Origin of the sequence: Stutzerimonas stutzeri, from assembly GCF_000219605.1 — a bacterium.
In the GTDB taxonomy this organism is placed as follows: domain Bacteria; phylum Pseudomonadota; class Gammaproteobacteria; order Pseudomonadales; family Pseudomonadaceae; genus Stutzerimonas; species Stutzerimonas stutzeri.
Window position 1 is genome coordinate 3,369,608 of record NC_015740.1, and the last position, 18,149, is coordinate 3,387,756.

The window sequence follows — 18,149 nt, forward strand, 5'->3', positions numbered from 1 at the left end:
GCGGAACAGCCGCTCAGCCCGTTGCCACGCGAGCGCTGAGTGCGGACGGTCGGCCGAGCAGGTAGCCCTGGGCCTTGTTCACTGCCAGACGCCGCAGCATCGCCAGCTCTTCCTGCGTCTCGACGCCCTCGGCGACCACCTTGCAGCCAGTCTCCTCGGCGAAGCGGATCAGCGCCGCGGCCAGGGCGCGACAGCCGGTGTCGCTGTCGACGTTGCGGATCAGACTGGCGTCGAGCTTGATGACGTCCGGCTTGAGTTTGAGGATGTGGCGGAAGCTCGCGTAGCCGGCGCCGGCATCGTCCACGGCGAGCCGCAGGCCCTCGCGGCGCAGCGGTTTTAGTGCCTCGGCGAGCCGCTCGTAGTCCTGCACCAGGGCATGTTCGGTGACTTCCAGCATCAGCCGGTCCAGTGGCTGGCGGGCGAGCACCTCGCCGACCGCCCCGGCCAGGATGGTTTCGGGCGAGACATTGAGCGACAGGTAGCTGTCGGCCGGTAAACGGTCGAAGCCCTGCAGCGCGGCCTCGATCAAGGCGATCTCCAGTTCCTTCTGCAGCCCGACCTGGCCCGCTTCATCGAACCATTTGTCCGGCGTGCGCTGCGGGTCGGCGCGGAAACGCGCCAGCGCCTCGTGGCCGACGATGCGGTTCTCCACCAGATGCACGATGGGCTGGTAGACGACCCCATAGCTCCGCTCGGCCAGCACGCTCTCGATCCGGCTGCGCTTGCTGGCGCAGCTCTGCTGGCTTTTCGCCTGAGTCTCCAGCAGCCGCCCGGCGAAGGCAGCGAACAGCCGCAGCGTGTTGAGATCGCGCTCGTTCAGGCTGCCATCCGGCCGCGTGCTGAAGCAGCAGAAGGTGCCGTACACACCGCCGTCGCTGAAACGGATCGGCACACTCAGGTGCGCGCCGACCGGCAGTTCGCGGGTAACCGGCAGCTCCAGCGCCGCAGGCAGCTGGGTGGCGTCGTTGATCAATTCCGGCAGGCGGCCATCGACGACGCGCTGGCAGTAGCTCTCTTCCAGCGGATTGGAGTCGCCGACACACAGCACCAGGTGCTCGGTCCGCCCATCGACATGGCGGAACACCCGGGCCCCCTCGCTGAACTCGGCGATAAACGCAACTTCCATTCCGAGGTGGCTGCGCACCGCATGCAGCGCCTCGCACAGCATGGAGCCGATCGGCACATTGCCGGCTTCGAGCTTCGCCAGCACGGCAACCGGGTCGATCAGGTCCTCAACGGCCGCAAACGGCCTCAAATGTCCGAGCATCCATACCTCCGGGGTCTACGCCTGCAACATAACCCGCCGGCCCTGACGACCGGCCGGCCACAACCGCTGCGCGCCAGCCAGCGGCCGCGCAGCCTCACCTCCAGCGGTCACACGCACGTCGCGACCGCCTTGGCCATCAGTCCGCCTCGCGCGCCAGGCTGACCCAGGTCGGCGCATGGTCGCTGGCGTGCTCCTGACCACGCACCCAACGATCGACACCGGCCGTCTGCAGGCACGGCGCAAGATCGGGGCTGAGCAGCAGATGGTCGATGCGCAGCCCGGAATTTTTCTGCCAGTGCTGACGGAAATAGTCCCAGAAGGTATAGACCGGTTCGTCCGGAAACTGGGCGCGCAAGGCATCGGTCCAGCCCTGAGCCAGCAGGCGCTCGTAGCACGCGCGGCTTTCCGGCTGCAGCAGCGCATCCTTGCGCCAGGAGCGCGGGTTGTAGATGTCTTCGTCAGTGGGCACCACGTTGTAGTCGCCGGCGAGCACCACCGGATGCCCGCTGGCGAGCAAGCCTGCGGCGTGCTCGATCAGCCGCTCGAACCAGGCCAGCTTGTAGTCGAACTTCGGCCCGGGCTGGGGGTTGCCGTTGGGCAGATAGAGGCTGGCGACGATCACTCCGTGCACCGCGGCCTCCAGATAGCGGCTGTGGCTGTCGTCCGGGTCGCCGGGCAGGCCGCGGCGGATCTCCAGCGGCTCGCTGTCACGGGCGAGTATCGCCACGCCGTTCCAGGACTTTTGCCCGTGCCAGATGGCGCCATAGCCGGCGCCGCGGATGTCGTCGATGGGGAAGTCGGCATCCTGCGCCTTGAGTTCCTGCAGACAGACCACGTCGGGCTGCTCGCGCTCGAGCCATTCGAGCAGGTTGGGCAGGCGCGCCCGGATGCCGTTGATGTTGAAGGTGGCGATTTTCAGACGATCCACAAGCGCCTCTCTGCTCAGCTGGTGATATTCACCTTAGCTGTGACCTCACGGGCCGGCATCCGTCCTTGGGCGCCGTCAGTCGGGATCAGCCGGCAAGCACAGGGTGAAGCGGGTCGCGCTGGCGTCGCTGTGCACCTCCACCTCGCCGCCATGCAGCTGCGCGATCGAACGTACGATGGCCAGCCCCAGTCCGCCGGAGTCGCCCGGCTCGGCGCGCGAAGGGTCGCAGCGGTAGAAGCGGTCGAACAGGCGTGGCAGATGCTCCGGGGCGATGGGCGGGCCCTGGTTGATCACGCTGACGCGCCGCCAGCCGTCCCCGGTAGCGCTGACGATTCGCACCGGGCTGTCGGCTGCGCCGTAGCGCAGCGCGTTGGCGACGAGATTGGCCAGCGCCCGGCGGATCAGTTCGGGGTCGCCGCACAGCTCGCCCTCGGTCTCGTCGAGCAGCTGGATGCCGCGCTCTTCGGCGACGCCTTCGAAGTAGTCGCACAGTTGCCCGACCAGTGCCGGCAGTGCAAAGCGCTGCCGCTCGATGGCCGCCGCCGGCTGCTCGGCACGCGCGAGAAACAGCATGTTGTCGATCATCCGCGCCAGGCGCTCATACTCCTCCTGATTGGAGACCAGCAGCGCCTGGTAATCCTCCACCGAGCGGGCACGGTGCAGCAGTTGCTGGGTCTGGCCCATGAGGTTGCCCAATGGCGTGCGCATCTCGTGGGCCAGGTCCTCGCTGAAGCGCGACAGTCGGGCGAAACCCTGCTCCAGCCGGGCCAGCATCTGGTTCAGCGCCGCACGCAGCGGTTCCAGCTCGCTCGGCACGGTCGAGTCGTCGAGGCGCAGGTGCAGGTGTTGCACGTCGATCGCCAGGGCCTGACGCGTCAGCCGGCGCACCGGGCGCAGCGCGCGCCGGCTGATCAACCAGCCGAGCACGGATGCCAGCAGCGCGCCGACACTCAGCGCCCACCACAGCTTGGCGCGATAGGCACCCAGCATCTGTTCGCGCTCGCTCAGCAGGCGCCCGGCCACCAGCGTCAGCCCCGCCTCGCCGGGCAGCTGTCGCCAGGCCAGACGCGCCTCGCCGATATCCCGCAGCGCCACCGGATCGGCGGCCGGCAGTGGCGGAATCGCCAGACGGGTCGGGTTGATCTCGATCAGCGCGCGCCCCTGGGCATCCAGCAGCCAGAGCAGGCTGTCGCGGTTGCCCAGCATGTTCTCGTACAGCTGCGGCCGCTGGCGCAGCGCGTCGACGCTGGCGCTGTCGTCCAGTAGCGCCTGCATGCGCTCCAGCCGGCCGAGCAGCGCCTGGTCGTCGCGCCAGACGATCTCGCGTTCCAGCGAGCGGTACAGGTAGAGGCCGATGGCCCCGAGCAGCACCACCGCGACGAGGGCGAAGGCCAGTGCCAGGCGCAGGCTGAGTGAGCGTGGCAACAGACTCATGCCGAGATGTCCAGCACGTAGCCCATGCCGCGCACGGTGTGGATGAGCTTGAGCGGGTACGGATCGTCGACCTTGGCGCGCAGCCGGCGGATCGCCACGTCGACCACATTGGTGTCGCTGTCGAAGTTCATCTGCCAGACCTGCGAAGCGATCTGCGCACGGGAAAGCACCTCGCCCTGACGACTGAGCAGCAGGTGCAGCAAGGCGAACTCCTTGTTGGTCAGGTTGATGCGCTCGCCCTGACGGGTGACGCGGCGGCGCAGCAGGTCCAGCTCCAGGTCGGCGACGTGGAAATGCTCGACTTCCCGCGGCGGGCCGCGACGCAGCAGCGTGCTCACCCGCGCCAGCAGCTCGGCGTAGGAAAAGGGTTTGATGAGGTAGTCGTCGGCGCCCAGTTCCAGCCCGCGCACCCGGTCTTCCACCGCATCGCGGGCGGTGAGGAACAGCACCGGCGTGTGCGCCGAACGCTGGCGCACCACCTGCACCAGCTGCCAGCCATCGAGCCCGGGCAGCATGACGTCGAGGATTACCAGATCGAACGTTTCCTCCTCGATCAGGTGTTTGCCGTCGACGCCGTTGCGCGCGACCTCCACCCGGTAGCCGGACTCCTCCAACCCTCGCTTGAGGTAGTCGGCCGTCTTGGCCTCGTCCTCCACCACCAGAATTCGCATCGGGTCACCTTGCCAAATGTGCGTCGCAGGCCGTTGAAGGACGTCAGCGAGGCAACGCAGGTAGTTCTTCAACGGCCTGCTAGGTTATGGGAGGCGACGACTACCAGCCATTACAAAAGCGTAATGCGCTGGCAACGGTTCTGACGGGCAGGCATCGGCACCATGCACCCCGAAGCCACGTCACCGAAGGAACTACCGATATGCGTATCGCCGCCACACTGTCCCTGCTGGCCCTGGCAGTGCTTACCCCGGCCCTGAGCGCCAACGCCGCCACGCCGACGCCGATCACCCAGCAGAACGTCTCGCTGGCTCTGGCCGACGGCCTGATCCAGCAGACCCTGGATGCCTGCCATGCGCAGAACCGCACTGCGGTGGTCGCCGTGGTCGATCGCGGCGGCAACCTCGTTGCCCTGCGCCGCGACGACAACGTCGGTCCGCACAACACCCTGGCCGCGCAGCGCAAGGCCTACACCGCGCTGTCGAGCAAGACGCCGACCCGCCTGTTCGCCGAACGCGCCGCCAGCACGCCGGATGCCGCCAACCTCAACACCCTGGACGAACTGTTGCTGCTCGGCGGCGGCGTGCCGCTGAAGGTCGGCGACGAGGTGATCGGTGCCATCGGCGTGGCCGGTGCCGGCGGTGCCAAGAACGACGAGGCCTGCGCCGTGGCCGCCATCGAAAAACTGCTGCCCTCCTCCCACTGAAGAAAGGAAAACACCATGAAAGCACTACGTTCAATCGCCGCCGGCTTGATGCTCAGTGGCCTGTCCGGTCTCACCCTCGCAGCTGGCAACCCGCTCAGCGTGCACGTGCTGAACCTGGAAAACGGTCTGCCCTCGCCGGATGTGCGCGTTACCCTGGAACAACGTCAGGGTGACACCTGGAAATCACTCAACAGCGGCGAGACCAACGCGCAGGGTCGGATCACGGCGCTCTACCCGGAAGGCAAGGCGCTGGAAAAAGGCACCTATCGCGTCACCTTCAAGACCGGCGACTGGTTCGCCACGCAGAAGGCCAGCACCTTTTTCCCCGAAGTTCCGGTGATCTTCGAAGCCGATGGCAGCGTCGAGCACTACCACATCCCGCTGCTGCTGAGCCCCTACGGCTTCTCCACCTACCGCGGCAACTGAGTCGCTCAGCGCACTTCCCAGTAGCCCGGTGCGTTGTAGATGTCCTTCAGGTAGTCGATGAAGAAACGCACCTTGGCCGGCAGGTAGCGCTGCTGCGGGTAAACGGCCTGGATGTCGTAGGCCGGCAATGCGTACTCGTCGAGTACCGTGACCAGCTCGCCGCGCTTGAGCTCGGCCTGGATCTCCCAGGTCGAGCGCCAGCCGATGCCCAGGCCCTGCTTGACCCAGTCGAACAGCAGCTCACCGTCATTGCAGTCCAGATTGCCGGCCACGCGGATGGCCACCTGCCGGCCGTCGCGCAGAAAGGTCCAGCCGCGCTGCTGACCGCCCTGCAGGTTGAAAGCCAGGCAGTTGTGCTCGGTCAGTTCCTCCAGCGTCGTCGGCGTACCATGGCGAGCGAAGTACTCGGGCGAGCCGCAGACCACCCGCCTGTTGGGGAACAGCCGCACCGCCACATAGTTGGGGTCGGTCACCTCGCCGATGCGAATGCCCATGTCGTAACCGTGGCGCACCAGGTCGACCACGCTGTCGGTGAAGTTGAACGACAGTTGCAGGTCCGGGTAGCGCGCCTGGAACGCCGGTGCGTGCGGGCCGATATGCCGCCGCCCGAATGCCGCCGGCGCCGACACCACCAGGTGGCCGCGTACCGAGGTGCGGTCGTGGCTGATGCTGGCATCCACCTCATCGAAGTCCTTGAGCAGCCCGCGGGCGCGCTCCAGATACTGCTCGCCCAGATCGGTCAGCGACAGGCCGCGGGTGGAGCGGTGCATCAGCTTGACGCCCAAATGCCGCTCCAGCGCATCCAGCCGCCGCCCCATCACCACCGGGGTGACGTTCTCCTTGTGCGCGGCGGCGGCGAAGCTGCCGCAGTCGGCCACCAGCACGAAGCTGCGCAGGGTCGTATAGCGATCCATTCGATACTCCTGATATCGACAGAACTGAAGTCTCGGCCAATTCCTCCACGGAATCCAGGGCGGCATGCTTGGGCCACGTATAAAAACTATCGAGTTACCCAGGAGGAACGATCCATGGCCCGAATGAGAGCAATCGATGCCGCCGTCGCGGTGTTGCGCAAGGAAGGCATCGACACCGCCTTCGGCATCCCCGGAGCCGCGATCAATCCGCTGTATTCCGCCCTGCGGGCCGATGGCGGCATCCGTCATATCCTCGCCCGCCACGTCGAGGGTGCCTCGCACATGGCCGAGGGCTATACCCGTGCCAAGCCAGGCAACATCGGCGTGTGCATCGGCACCTCCGGCCCGGCCGGCACCGACATGATCACCGGCCTGTACTCGGCATCCGCCGACTCCATTCCGATCCTCTGCATCACCGGGCAAGCACCGCGTGCCCGCCTGCACAAGGAAGATTTCCAGGCCGTGGACATCGAGTCCATCGCCAAGCCGGTCACCAAGTGGGCGGTCACCGTACTCGAGCCGGCACTGGTCCCGCGCGTGTTCCAGCAGGCCTTCCACGTGATGCGCTCCGGCCGCCCCGGCCCGGTGCTGATCGACCTGCCGTTCGACGTGCAGATGGCCGAGATCGAGTTCGACGTCGACACCTACGAGCCGCTGCCGGTCTATAAGCCGGCGGCAACCCGCAAGCAGATCGAGAAAGCCATCGACATGCTCTGCGCCGCCGAGCGCCCGCTGATCGTCGCCGGTGGCGGCATCTACAACGCCGCGGCCGAGGCCTTGCTGGTGGAATTCGCCGAGACCGTGGGCGTGCCGGTGATCCCGACGCTGATGGGCTGGGGCTCGATCCCCGACGACCATCCGCTGATGGCCGGGATGTGCGGGCTGCAGACCAGCCACCGCTACGGCAACGCGACCCTGCTCGAATCCGACTTCGTGCTCGGCATCGGCAACCGCTGGGCCAACCGTCACACCGGCTCCGTGGAGACCTATACCAAGGGCCGCACCTTCGTCCACGTCGACATCGAGCCGACCCAGATCGGTCGGGTGTTCGCGCCGGACTACGGCATCGTCTCCGATGCCCGCGCCGCGCTGGAGCTGTTCGTCGACGTGGCCAAGGCGCGCAAGGCCGAAGGCCGTCTGCCGGATCGCCGCGCCTGGGCCGCCGACTGCCTGGAACGCAAGCGCACGATGTTGCGCAAGACCAACTTCGACAGCGTGCCGATGAAGCCGCAGCGCGTGTACCAGTGCATGAACAACGCATTCGGCAAGGACACCTGCTACGTCAGCACCATCGGCCTGTCGCAGATCGCCGCCGCGCAGTTCCTGCACGTTTACCAGCCGCGCCACTGGATCAATTGCGGCCAGGCCGGCCCGCTCGGCTGGACCATTCCGGCAGCGCTCGGCGTGGTTGCCGCGGACCCGGCGCGCAAAGTAGTGGCGCTTTCGGGCGACTATGACTTCCAGTTCATGATCGAGGAGTTGGCGGTGGGCGCGCAGTTCAAGCTGCCCTACATCCACATTCTGGTGAACAACGCCTACCTCGGGCTGATCCGCCAGTCGCAGCGCGGCTTCGAAATGGATTACTGCGTGCAGCTGGGCTTCGAGAACATCAATGCCGACCAGAGCGGCATGGAAGGCTACGGCGTCGATCACGTCGCGGTGGTCGAGGGCCTGGGCTGCAAGGCGCTGCGCGTGTTCAAGCAGGAAGACCTGCGCCCGGCCATCGAGCAGGCCCAGGCCTGGATGGCCGAACACCGCGTGCCGGTGGTGATCGAGGTGATCCTCGAGCGGGTGACCAACATCGCCATGGGCACCGAGATCGACGCGATCAACGAGTTCGAGGCGCTGGCCGCAGGCCGGGAAGATGCCCCGACCGCGGTTGGATTGCTGGACTGATTCAACCGTAACCAGACGCGTGGAAGACGCTTCGCGGTCTTCCATCCTACGAACACTTCGGACCGTAGGGTGGCTATCGCGAAGCATATCCACCGCAAACGCAACACCCAGGGTGGCCACCACACCACCGCAATGCGAAATCGAATGTGATCCCTACAGATCAGGAGAAAACCATGCCCCGCTTTGCCGCCAACCTGTCGATGCTGTTCACCGAGCAGGACTTCATGGACCGCTTCGCCGCTGCCGCCCAGACCGGCTTTTCCGGTGTCGAGTACCTGTTCCCCTATGACTTCCCTGCCGAGCAGATCAAGGCTCAGCTGGATGCCAACAAGCTGACCCAGGTGCTGTTCAACCTGCCGGCCGGTGACTGGGCCGGCGGCGAGCGTGGCATCGCCATTCTGCCGGAGCGGGTCGAGGAGTTCCGCGCCGGCGTGGACAAGGCCATCGCCTACGCCAAGGTGCTGGGCAACACCCAGGTCAACTGCCTGGCCGGCATCGCCCCGCGTGGCGCCGATCTCGGCCAGCTGGAAATCACCTTTATCGAAAACCTGCGCTACGCCGCGCAGAAGCTCGAGGAGGCCGGCATCCGCCTGGTGATGGAGATGATCAACACCCGCGACATCCCGCGCTTCTTCCTCAACAACACCTCCCAGGCGCAGGAGATCCGCGGCAAGGTCGGTCACGCCAACCTGTTCCTGCAGTACGACATCTACCACATGCAGATCATGGAGGGAGACCTGGCGCGCACCATCGAGAACAACCTGGCGGCGATCAACCATATCCAGCTGGCGGACAACCCCGGACGCAACGAGCCAGGCACCGGCGAGATCAACTATCGCTTCCTGTTCGAGCATCTGGATCGCATCGGCTACCAGGGCTGGGTCGGCTGCGAATACAAGCCGGCCACCACCACCGAAGCCGGCCTTGGCTGGCTGAAAAGCCACAACGCCATCTGATCAACAGCGCGCCGCCCAGGCAGCAACGCGGGCCGCACAGCGGCCTGCACCACAGAATCGAGGAGAACACTCATGGCTAAAATCGGATTCATCGGCACCGGCATCATGGGCAAGCCCATGGCAATCAACCTGCAGAAGGCCGGCCACCAGATCTTCCTGTCCCAGCACCACGACCAGGCACCGGCCGAACTGACCGAAGCCGGCGCCATCGGCCTGGCCAATCCGCAGGAAGTCGCCCAGGAAGCCGAGTTCATCATCGTCATGGTGCCGGACACCCCGCAGGTCGACGACGTGCTGTTCCGTGCCGATGGCGTGGCCGCCGGCGTCGGCGCCGGCAAGGTGGTGATCGACATGAGTTCGATCTCCCCCACTGCCACCAAGCAGTTCGCCGAGAAGATCAAGGCCACCGGCGCTGAATACCTCGACGCCCCGGTATCCGGTGGTGAAGTCGGCGCCAAGGCGGCCACCCTGTCGATCATGGTCGGCGGTAGCGAAACGGCCTTCGACCGCGCGCTGCCACTGTTCCAGGCGATGGGCAAGAACATCACCCGTGTCGGCGAGAACGGCGATGGCCAGACTGCCAAGGTGGCCAACCAGATCATCGTCGCGCTGAACATCCAGGCGGTCGCCGAGGCACTGCTGTTCGCCGCACGCAACGGTGCCGACCCGGCCAAGGTGCGCGAGGCGCTGATGGGCGGTTTCGCCGGCTCGAAGATTCTCGAGGTGCACGGCGAGCGCATGATCAAGGGCACCTTTGACCCGGGCTTCCGCATCAGCCTGCACCAGAAGGACCTCAACCTCGCCCTGGCCGGTGCCCGCGAGCTGGGCCTGAACCTGCCCAACACCGCCAATGCCCAGCAGGTGTTCAGCACCTGCGCGGCAATCGGCGGCAGCGGCTGGGACCATTCGGCGCTGATCAAGGGCCTGGAGCACATGGCCAACTTCTCGATCCGCAAGGAGTAAAGCCTTCGAGCACGCTGCAATGGGCCAGCGACCCCACCTTCAGGGACAGACAGACCGGGTGGTGGGTCATCGCAACGCCCGCGCAGCGCCGCTCAAAGGGCCGGGCCAGAGGTGCGTCAGGTCGGAATCATCGCGTCTCCCCACGACCAGCATGACCTGCGCATCTCAGCCCGACCGCCGTCACCAGACGGCACCTTTTCGATTCGCCCGGCACAAGGAGTCACGGCCCGACTGCCGGGCGGGTCGATTTCAATTGCAGACCTTAGCGCTTGCATTGGCGAGCCCTAAGGTCTGGAATCGGTTGCAGACCTCATACAAGGAGCTTCAGATGACCCTCGACCCGCAAGCCCTGCTGCGCCAGTTGTTCGACAGCGCCATCGAGGCCGCCCATCCGCGCCATGTACTCGCCGACCATCTGCCCGAAGACCGCAGCGGCCGTGCCATCGTCATCGGCGCCGGCAAGGCGGCCGCGGCCATGGCCGAAGCCATCGAGAAGGTCTGGGAAGGTGAACTGTCCGGACTGGTGGTGACCCGCTACGAACACCACGCCGACTGCCGGCGTATCGAAGTGGTGGAAGCCGCACACCCGGTCCCGGACGACGCCGGCGAGCGCGTCGCCCGCCGTGTGCTGGAGCTGGTCAGCAACCTCGAGGAAAGCGATCGGGTGATCTTCCTGCTCTCCGGCGGCGGCTCGTCATTGCTGGCATTGCCGGCCGAAGGCATCTCGCTGGCGGACAAGCAGGCCATCAACAAGGCGCTGCTGCGCTCCGGCGCGCACATCGGCGAGATGAACTGCGTGCGCAAGCACCTCTCGGCGATCAAGGGCGGCCGCCTGGCCAGAGCCTGCTGGCCGGCCAGCGTGTACACCTACGCGATCTCCGACGTGCCCGGCGACGAAGCCACGGTGATCGCCTCCGGCCCCACCGTCGCCGACCCCACCACGTCGGCCGAGGCGCTGGCGATTCTCGAGCGTTACCACATCGAGGTGCCAGCCAATGTGCGCGCCTGGCTCGAGGATCCGCGCTCGGAAACCCTCAAGCCGGGCGATCCGATGCTCTCGCGCAGCCACTTCCAGCTGATCGCCACGCCGCAGCAGTCCCTCGATGCCGCGGCCCAGGCGGCCCGTGACGCCGGTATCACCCCACTGATCCTCGGTGATCTGGAAGGCGAAGCACGCGAAGTGGCCAAGGTGCATGCCGGCATCGCCCGCCAGGTGGTGCTGCACGGCCAGCCGATCGCCGCGCCCTGCGTGATCCTGTCCGGCGGCGAGACCACCGTCACCGTGCGCGGCAACGGACGCGGCGGGCGCAATGCCGAGTTCCTGCTCGCCCTGACCGAAGCGTTGCAAGGCCTGCCCGGCGTTTACGCTCTGGCCGGCGACACCGATGGCATCGACGGCTCGGAGGACAACGCCGGCGCGCTGATGACCCCGGACAGCTTTGCCCGCGCCGAGGCGCTGGGTCTGCGTGCCGCCGACTCGCTGGCCGACAACGACGGCTATGGCTATTTCGCCGCGCTGGACAGCCTGATCGTCACCGGCCCGACGCGCACCAACGTCAACGACTTTCGCGCGATCCTGATCCTGCCGTCGTCGGATTGACGGCCTCCACTTCGTTCAGGCGCGCATCAGAACAACAACTGCCCCAGAGCACCGCCATGACACACGACAAGAAGGTCAAGATCCTCGCCACCCTCGGCCCGGCCACCCGCAGCGTCGACGACGTGCGCGCACTGGTCGAGGCCGGCGTGAACCTGTTCCGCCTGAACTTCAGCCACGGCGAGCACAGCGACCACGCCGAGCGCTTCGCCTGGATTCGCCAGGTCGAGCAGGAGCTGAACCAGCCGATCGGCATCCTCATGGACCTGCAGGGGCCCAAGCTCAGAGTCGGCCGTTTCGCCGCCGGCAAGGTCCGCCTTGAGCGTGACCAGGCCTTTCGTCTGGACCTGGACCCGACACCGGGCGACAGCCGGCGCGTGAACCTGCCGCACCCGGAGATCGTCGCCGCGCTGGAACCGGGCATGCAGTTGCTGATCGACGATGGTCGCCTGCGCCTGACGGTCGTCGAGCGTCATGCCGACGCCATCGAGACCCGCGTGGTGGCCGGCGGCGAGCTGTCCGACCGCAAGGGCGTGAACGTGCCGGAGGCGGTGCTGGAGCTTTCGCCGCTGACGGCGAAGGACCGCCAGGACCTGACCTTCGGCCTCGAGCTGGGCGTGGATTGGGTGGCGCTGTCGTTCGTGCAACGCCCGCAGGACATCCAGGAGGCGCGCAAACTGATCGGCGAGCGGGCCTTCCTAATGGCCAAGATCGAAAAGCCTTCCGCGGTGCAGCACCTGCGCGAGATCGCCAGGCTGTCCGACGCGATCATGGTGGCGCGTGGCGACCTGGGCGTGGAGGTACCGCCGGAAAACGTGCCGCGCATCCAGAAGAACATCGTGCGCATCTGCCGCCAGCTCGGCCGCCCGGTGGTGGTTGCGACGCAGATGCTCGAATCCATGCGCTTCGCCCCGGCCCCGACCCGTGCCGAAGTCACCGACGTGGCCAACGCCGTGGCCGAGGGTGCGGACGCGGTCATGCTGTCGGCGGAAACCGCCTCCGGCGATTACCCGCTGGAAGCGGTGAGCATGATGGGCAAGATCATCCGCCAGGTGGAAAGCGGCCCGGACTTCCAGGCGCAGCTCGACGTGCACCGGCCCAACGCCGAGGCGACGCTGCCGGATGCCATCAGCTGCGCGATTCGCCGCATCAGCGGCATCCTGCCGGTGGCAGTGCTGGTCAACTACACCGAATCCGGCCGTTCCAGCCTGCGCGCCTCGCGCGAGCGGCCGGCCACGCCGATCCTCAGCCTGACGCCCAGCACCGCCACCGCACGCAAGCTGACGGTGGCCTGGGGCGTGTACTCGGTAGTGGATGCGCCGATGCGCGACATGGAGCAGGTCAGCGGCCACGCCGTCGAGCTGGCACGGGCGCAGGGCATGGCCGAGAGCGGCGATACGGTGCTGATCACCGCCGGTGTGCCACTGGGCCAGCCGGGTACCACCAACTCGCTGCGCATCGAAGTCCTGCCCTGAATGGAGCCGGGCGCAGGCCCGGCCCACCTCCCCACGACAGCAGTCGTCGACCCCTTGCGGGTCGGCCCCCTTGCGCTCGCCTGGATTTCGCCGATGCCCGACTCTTCGCACCTGCGCGCCGTGCTGCATGCCTTCGCCCAGATTTTTTTGCAGCGCCATGCCGGCTGCGGAGCGCTGGTCATGCTCGCGCTGGCCAGTGGCGCCCCGGCACTGCTCGTCGGCGCCTTGAGCGGCGTGCTGGTCGCTCACCTCGGCGCCACCTGGCTCGGCTATCCGCAGGCTGATCGAGACGACGGTCTCTACGGTTACAACGCCGCGCTGCTCGGCGCGCTGCTGGTGACCCAGCTGGGCCTGTCAGGCGCCAGCCTGGTGCTGGTCGGCGTGGCGGCGCTGGCCAGCTGTCCGCTACAGGCCTGGCTGCTCGCTCGACTGCGCCACAACAGCGGCCTGCCGGGCTTCACCCTGCCCTTCGTGCTGATCGGCCTGCTCGCGCTGTTGTGCATCGCGCCGGTGTCGGTTTCATCGCCCGATGTCCCCGCACCCGACGCAACGACGCTGCGCGACGCCTGGCTGCTGGGTATCGGCCAGGTGGTCTTTCTCCACCAGCCGCTCGCGGCCGCCTGCCTGCTGGCGGCCGTGGCCCTGGCCTCCTTGCACGATGCCCTGTGGCTGCTGGCGGGCTCGGCGATGGGGTTGTTGGCTGCGGGCCTGTTCGGCGCACCCTGGGCGGACGGCCAGGCCGGTTTCAACCCGGCCCTCGCCGCGCTGGCCCTGGTGCAATGGCGTGGCGGTTGGCGCCTGCCGCTGCTGGGCATGGTTGCCGCAGTGGCGATCTGGCGGGTGTGCATCGAACTGGGGCTGCCGGCCCTGACCCTGCCGTTCCTGCTGGCGACCTGGCTGGGCCTGGCGCTGCGCGCACCCCATCCCAGCCGGGTCGATTAGCCAGCAAAAGGCATCACCCTCCGGTTGCCAGCGGGTCCTGTTCCTGCGGGTAGCGGTGCTCCTCGGCGACGTCGCCACCCTCGGCGTGCACCTTGACCAGCGCCGTGCGCAACTTCATGTAGTCCCGGGTTTCGTCGAGGATGTCCTGCCGGTTCGCCGCTTCGAGCAGGGCGCGCTGGTCGCCCTCTTCGCGCAGCACCCAACGGTCGTCTTCATGGGTGATGTGATAGATCTCCATGCCTTTCTCCAGCTGATGAAATGTTCGGGCTCTCCCATAGGAAAGCCGGACGGCGACGAAGGTTCGGCACGCAAGCGGAGTGTACATTCCACCCTCATGGGTTCGTATGACCCGTGCAAATCAGGGTGAATTTCACCAGCAACGCCCCGAAAACCTTGATTCAAGTCAATTTCAGAGCTGGAACGATTGTTGAAAGCCCTCTGCATGACGTTCGCCACGGCGACCGTCGGTTTTTCCCACCAGAGGAATATTCGATGCTTTGCGCTGAACAGATCGCCCTTATCAAAGCCACCGTGCCGTTGCTGGAAAGCGGTGGCGAAGCCCTGACCAACCATTTCTACAAGCTGCTGCTGAGCGAGCATCCCGAGGTTCGCCCGCTGTTCAACCAGGCACACCAGGCCAGCGGCGAGCAACCGCGCGCCCTGGCCAACGGCGTGCTGATGTACGCCCGGCATATCGACCGGCTGGACGCCCTCGGCCCGCTGGTGGCACAGATCATCAACAAGCACGTCGCCCTGCAGGTGCTACCCGAGCATTACCCGCTGGTCGGCAATTGCCTGCTGCGCGCCATCCGCGAGGTGCTTGGCGAGGCCATCGCCACCGATGCGGTAATCGACGCCTGGGCGGCGGCCTATCAGCAGCTCGCCGACCTGCTCATCGGCCAGGAAGAACACCTCTACCAGGCCAAGGCCGAAGCGCCGGGCGGCTGGCGTGGCGCGCGCCCGTTCCGCATTGCGCGCAAGGTCAAGGAGAGCGAGGAGATCACCTCGTTTCACCTGCAAGCGGAGGATGGCGGGCCGCTGATGGAGTTCCTGCCCGGCCAGTACATCGGTCTGAGGCTGGAAATCAATGGCAAGGAAGAGCGCCGCAACTATTCGTTGTCCGCTGCCGGCAACGGTCGCGAGTATCGCATCAGCGTCAAGCGCGAGCCTGGCGGCGTGGTCTCCAATGCGCTGCACGACATGCCGGAGGGCGCGATCGTCGAGCTGTTCGCGCCGGCAGGCGAGTTCACCCTTGCGCCCGGGAACAAGCCGTTGGTGCTGATCAGCGGCGGCGTAGGAATCACCCCGACCCTGGCGATGCTGGAGCAGGCGCTGGCGACGTCCCGGCCGGTGCACTTCATTCACTGCGCGCGCAATGCCGGGGTGCACGCCTTCCGCCGCGCCGTGGACGCACTCGCCGAGCGCCACACGCAGCTCCAGCGCTTCTACTGCTACGAGGAGCACGACGGCTCGGCTGACGCACCGGATGCCATCGGCCGGCTGACCGAACAGCAGTTGGCGGACTGGCTACCGCAGAGCCGCGATGTCGACGCCTACTTCCTCGGCCCGAAACCGTTCATGGCGGCCGTGCGCCGGCAACTCAAGGCCATTGGCGTGCCGGAGCAGCAAACGCGCTACGAGTTCTTCGGTCCCGCATCAGCCCTCGATTGACCCATTCGAGGCTCGCGCCACGCGAGCCTCCTCCAGAGGAGATTCAGTCATGCCGTTCCAGCCCGGTTGTTCCCGAAACCTGTGGTTCATGGCCAACAGCTTCATGGTGGGTGGCGTGCTGCTGTTGCTGCTCGGCATCAGCGGTGCCTATCTGTTCGATCATCGGCTTGCGATGGGCAGTGTGGTCGCTGCCCACGCTCTGGTCATACTTGGCCCGACGGCGCTGAAGATCGGATACGTCATGCGCCTGCTCGCCGAGCGAAACGCGCGCTTCGCCTATCAGGCCAAGCTGACCGGCTGCAATTAACAGAACTCTTTTCTACGCCAAAGCCCATTTACCGCTTCGCTTGTAATTTCATCACGCCATAGTCCTACTGCATATGAGGAAAACCATTCGTCTGCACTTTGAAACAGGGCGAAACTCCTGTGGCGATACCCCCTCTGAGACAGTGAAGGCTGATTGATCTCTCTCTTTCAGCCGTTTGTGAAAGTGTCTATCCAATCGAGGAGAAAAACACATGGCAAATAACAACCCTGGCAACTTCGCCAACGATCGAGAGAAAGCTTCCGAAGCCGGCCGCAAGGGCGGTCACAACAGTGGCGGCAACTTTGCCAATGACCGCGAGAAGGCCTCCGAGGCCGGCCGCAAGGGTGGCCAGAACAGCCACGGCGGTGGCCGCAGCAGCTAACTAACGCTACGGCAAAACAGAAAAGGCAGGCGCTTCGGCACCTGCCTTTTCTTATTTAACAAAGGCCGCTACCCGTCACCGACAGATATTATTATCTTTTACCGTATGCATTAAAAAATCTGCGCTAAGTTGCTATCGAATAGATATCAAATCGATACACTAAACAATGGCGATCGATATATATTTGCCAGCCCGTTAACATCAAAAACCCGCAACGAGCGCTACGTGACGATAATATTCCGACCAACTGCACGACCGCACATGTTCGCCTTTCGAATTCTTGATCGACAGCGCGAGTCGACCAATGGCAGCACCCGCTCGGCAACACGCCAAAGGCCTTCGGGCAGCGCCTTGCTCGCCATTTGCCGCTACCATCACCCGATGTCCAGAACGGAACGACCCGATGAGCAGCGCATTTTCGGACCGCATCATCCAGAGCCTGCTGGATACCGACTTCTACAAGCTCACCATGATGCAGGCGGTCCTGCATCACTACCCCAATGCGGAAGTGGAATGGGCCTTTCGCAGCCGCTCCGGCGAAGACCTGAGCCCTTACCTGAGCGAGATCCGCCACCAGATCGAAGCGCTGGCCGAGCTGCAGATGTCCGCCGAGGAATTGGCCTTCCTCGAGCGCGTCCCCTATATGCAGCCCGACTTCATCCGCTTTCTCGGGCTGTTCCGCTTCGACCTCCGCTACCTGCGGGTGGATGTCGAGGACGGTGAGCTGGTGATGTACCTGCGCGGGCCCTGGCTGCATGTGATCCTGTTCGAAGTACCGCTGCTGGCCATCGTCAGCGAGGTGCGCAACCGCGCGCGCTATGCGCAGGTGACGCTGGAACAGGCGGGCGCCAGGCTGGACGAAAAGTTCGCCTGGCTGCGCAGCCAGGCGACTGCCGAGGAGCTGGCCAGCTTCACCCTGGCTGACTTCGGCACCCGGCGACGATTCTCCTTCGCGGTTCAGGCCATGGTGGTCGAGCGCCTGCGCTGCGACTTTCCCGGCCGTTTCGTCGGCACCAGCAACGTGCATCTGGCCCGCACGCTGGACGTGAAACCCATGGGCACCATGGCCCACGAATGGATCATGGCGCACCAGCAGCTCGGCCCGCGCCTCATCGACAGTCAGGTCGCGGCGCTCGACTGCTGGGTTCGCGAATACCGTGGCGCACTGGGCATCGCGCTGACCGACTGCATCACCATGGATGCCTTCCTGCGCGACTTCGATCTGTACTTCGCCAAGCTGTTCGATGGCCTGCGCCACGACTCGGGCGATCCCCTGGAATGGGCGGAGAAAGCCATCGCACACTACCAGCGCCTCGGCATCGATCCGAAAAGCCGTCAGCTGATCTTTTCCGACGGTCTGGATTTCGCCAAGGCACTGCACATCCACCGCGCCCTGATCGACCGCAGTAGACCCAGCTTCGGCATAGGCACCGGGCTCACCTGCGACATTCCGGGAGTGGAGCCGACCAACATGGTGATCAAGATGACCGCCTGCAACGGCCAGCCGGTGGCAAAGATCTCCGACTCACCAGGCAAGACCATGTGCCGCGACGAAGCCTTCGTCAGCTACCTGCGCCACGTGTTCGGCGTCGCTGCCGGCTGACCCGGGCGCGCCG

18 protein-coding genes are annotated in these 18,149 nt (G+C 65.8%); 12 read left to right on the forward strand and 6 right to left on the reverse strand.

The features are described 5' to 3' along the window. Positions 1-13: 13 nt before the first annotated feature. The 4 genes from PSTAB_RS15645 to PSTAB_RS15660 form a co-directional block, all read right to left on the reverse strand. The gene (locus PSTAB_RS15645) at positions 14-1,267 is read right to left on the reverse strand and encodes a sensor domain-containing phosphodiesterase (protein WP_013983699.1); all 1,254 of its coding nucleotides are present in this window, start codon (positions 1,265-1,267) and stop codon (positions 14-16) included. A gap of 136 nt (positions 1,268-1,403) precedes the next feature. Beyond that, complete coding sequence (xth, locus tag PSTAB_RS15650; protein ID WP_013983700.1) at positions 1,404-2,195, reverse strand: exodeoxyribonuclease III; 792 nt, start codon at positions 2,193-2,195, stop codon at positions 1,404-1,406. A 75-nt stretch (positions 2,196-2,270) separates the two neighbouring features. Beyond that, complete coding sequence (locus PSTAB_RS15655; RefSeq protein WP_013983701.1) at positions 2,271-3,629, reverse strand: heavy metal sensor histidine kinase; 1,359 nt, start codon at positions 3,627-3,629, stop codon at positions 2,271-2,273. Then, on the reverse strand, positions 3,626-4,300 hold the full coding sequence (locus PSTAB_RS15660) for a heavy metal response regulator transcription factor (RefSeq protein WP_013983702.1): 675 nt from the start codon (positions 4,298-4,300) through the stop codon (positions 3,626-3,628). Before PSTAB_RS15660 ends, PSTAB_RS15655 begins: the two co-directional genes overlap by 4 nt. Positions 4,301-4,500: 200 nt before the next feature. Between PSTAB_RS15660 and PSTAB_RS15665 the strand changes: the two genes are divergently transcribed. Next, positions 4,501-5,004: a GlcG/HbpS family heme-binding protein gene (locus PSTAB_RS15665; RefSeq protein ID WP_013983703.1), complete on the forward strand. Its 504-nt coding sequence runs from the start codon at positions 4,501-4,503 to the stop codon at positions 5,002-5,004. 15 nt (positions 5,005-5,019) lie between these two features. Continuing rightward, positions 5,020-5,430 carry a hydroxyisourate hydrolase gene (gene uraH, locus PSTAB_RS15670; protein WP_013983704.1) on the forward strand — a complete coding sequence of 137 codons (411 nt, stop codon included), beginning with the start codon at positions 5,020-5,022 and terminating at the stop codon, positions 5,428-5,430. 5 nt (positions 5,431-5,435) lie between these two features. Here the strand turns inward: uraH and PSTAB_RS15675 are convergent, their stop codons facing one another. Further along, a complete protein-coding gene (locus tag PSTAB_RS15675) occupies positions 5,436-6,344 on the reverse strand; it encodes a LysR family transcriptional regulator (RefSeq protein WP_013983705.1) in 909 nt (302 codons plus the stop codon). A gap of 114 nt (positions 6,345-6,458) precedes the next feature. On the opposite strand from PSTAB_RS15675, the gene gcl reads away from it, so the two are divergent. The 6 genes from gcl (at position 6,459) to PSTAB_RS15705 (ending at position 14,173) form a co-directional block, all read left to right on the forward strand. After that, positions 6,459-8,240, forward strand: coding sequence for a glyoxylate carboligase (gene gcl / locus PSTAB_RS15680; protein WP_013983706.1), 1,782 nt, complete (start codon positions 6,459-6,461; stop codon positions 8,238-8,240). A 173-nt stretch (positions 8,241-8,413) separates the two neighbouring features. Beyond that, positions 8,414-9,196 (forward strand): hydroxypyruvate isomerase, encoded by a 783-nt coding sequence (gene hyi, locus PSTAB_RS15685; RefSeq protein WP_013983707.1) that lies wholly within the window; start codon positions 8,414-8,416, stop codon positions 9,194-9,196. A 72-nt stretch (positions 9,197-9,268) separates the two neighbouring features. Next, entirely contained in the window at positions 9,269-10,159 is an 891-nt protein-coding gene (locus PSTAB_RS15690) for a 2-hydroxy-3-oxopropionate reductase (protein WP_013983708.1), read from the forward strand. Positions 10,160-10,487: 328 nt separating this feature from the next. Next, complete coding sequence (locus PSTAB_RS15695) at positions 10,488-11,759, forward strand: glycerate kinase type-2 family protein (RefSeq protein ID WP_013983709.1); 1,272 nt, start codon at positions 10,488-10,490, stop codon at positions 11,757-11,759. A 56-nt stretch (positions 11,760-11,815) separates the two neighbouring features. Next, complete coding sequence (gene pyk, locus PSTAB_RS15700; protein ID WP_013983710.1) at positions 11,816-13,231, forward strand: pyruvate kinase; 1,416 nt, start codon at positions 11,816-11,818, stop codon at positions 13,229-13,231. Positions 13,232-13,324: 93 nt separating this feature from the next. Next, positions 13,325-14,173: an urea transporter gene (locus tag PSTAB_RS15705; protein ID WP_013983711.1), complete on the forward strand. Its 849-nt coding sequence runs from the start codon at positions 13,325-13,327 to the stop codon at positions 14,171-14,173. A gap of 13 nt (positions 14,174-14,186) precedes the next feature. Here the strand turns inward: PSTAB_RS15705 and PSTAB_RS15710 are convergent, their stop codons facing one another. Beyond that, complete coding sequence (locus PSTAB_RS15710; protein ID WP_013983712.1) at positions 14,187-14,411, reverse strand: DUF2188 domain-containing protein; 225 nt, start codon at positions 14,409-14,411, stop codon at positions 14,187-14,189. A gap of 254 nt (positions 14,412-14,665) precedes the next feature. Between PSTAB_RS15710 and hmpA the strand changes: the two genes are divergently transcribed. From hmpA to pncB, 4 genes are all read left to right on the forward strand, one after another. Then, positions 14,666-15,844: an NO-inducible flavohemoprotein gene (gene hmpA / locus PSTAB_RS15715; protein WP_013983713.1), complete on the forward strand. Its 1,179-nt coding sequence runs from the start codon at positions 14,666-14,668 to the stop codon at positions 15,842-15,844. Positions 15,845-15,893: 49 nt separating this feature from the next. Next, on the forward strand, positions 15,894-16,151 hold the full coding sequence (locus PSTAB_RS15720; RefSeq protein WP_013983714.1) for a hypothetical protein: 258 nt from the start codon (positions 15,894-15,896) through the stop codon (positions 16,149-16,151). A gap of 211 nt (positions 16,152-16,362) precedes the next feature. Beyond that, entirely contained in the window at positions 16,363-16,533 is a 171-nt protein-coding gene (locus tag PSTAB_RS15725) for a con-10 family general stress protein (protein WP_003290130.1), read from the forward strand. Positions 16,534-16,936: 403 nt separating this feature from the next. Then, a complete protein-coding gene (gene pncB, locus PSTAB_RS15730) occupies positions 16,937-18,136 on the forward strand; it encodes a nicotinate phosphoribosyltransferase (protein ID WP_013983717.1) in 1,200 nt (399 codons plus the stop codon). Positions 18,137-18,149 lie beyond the last annotated feature (13 nt).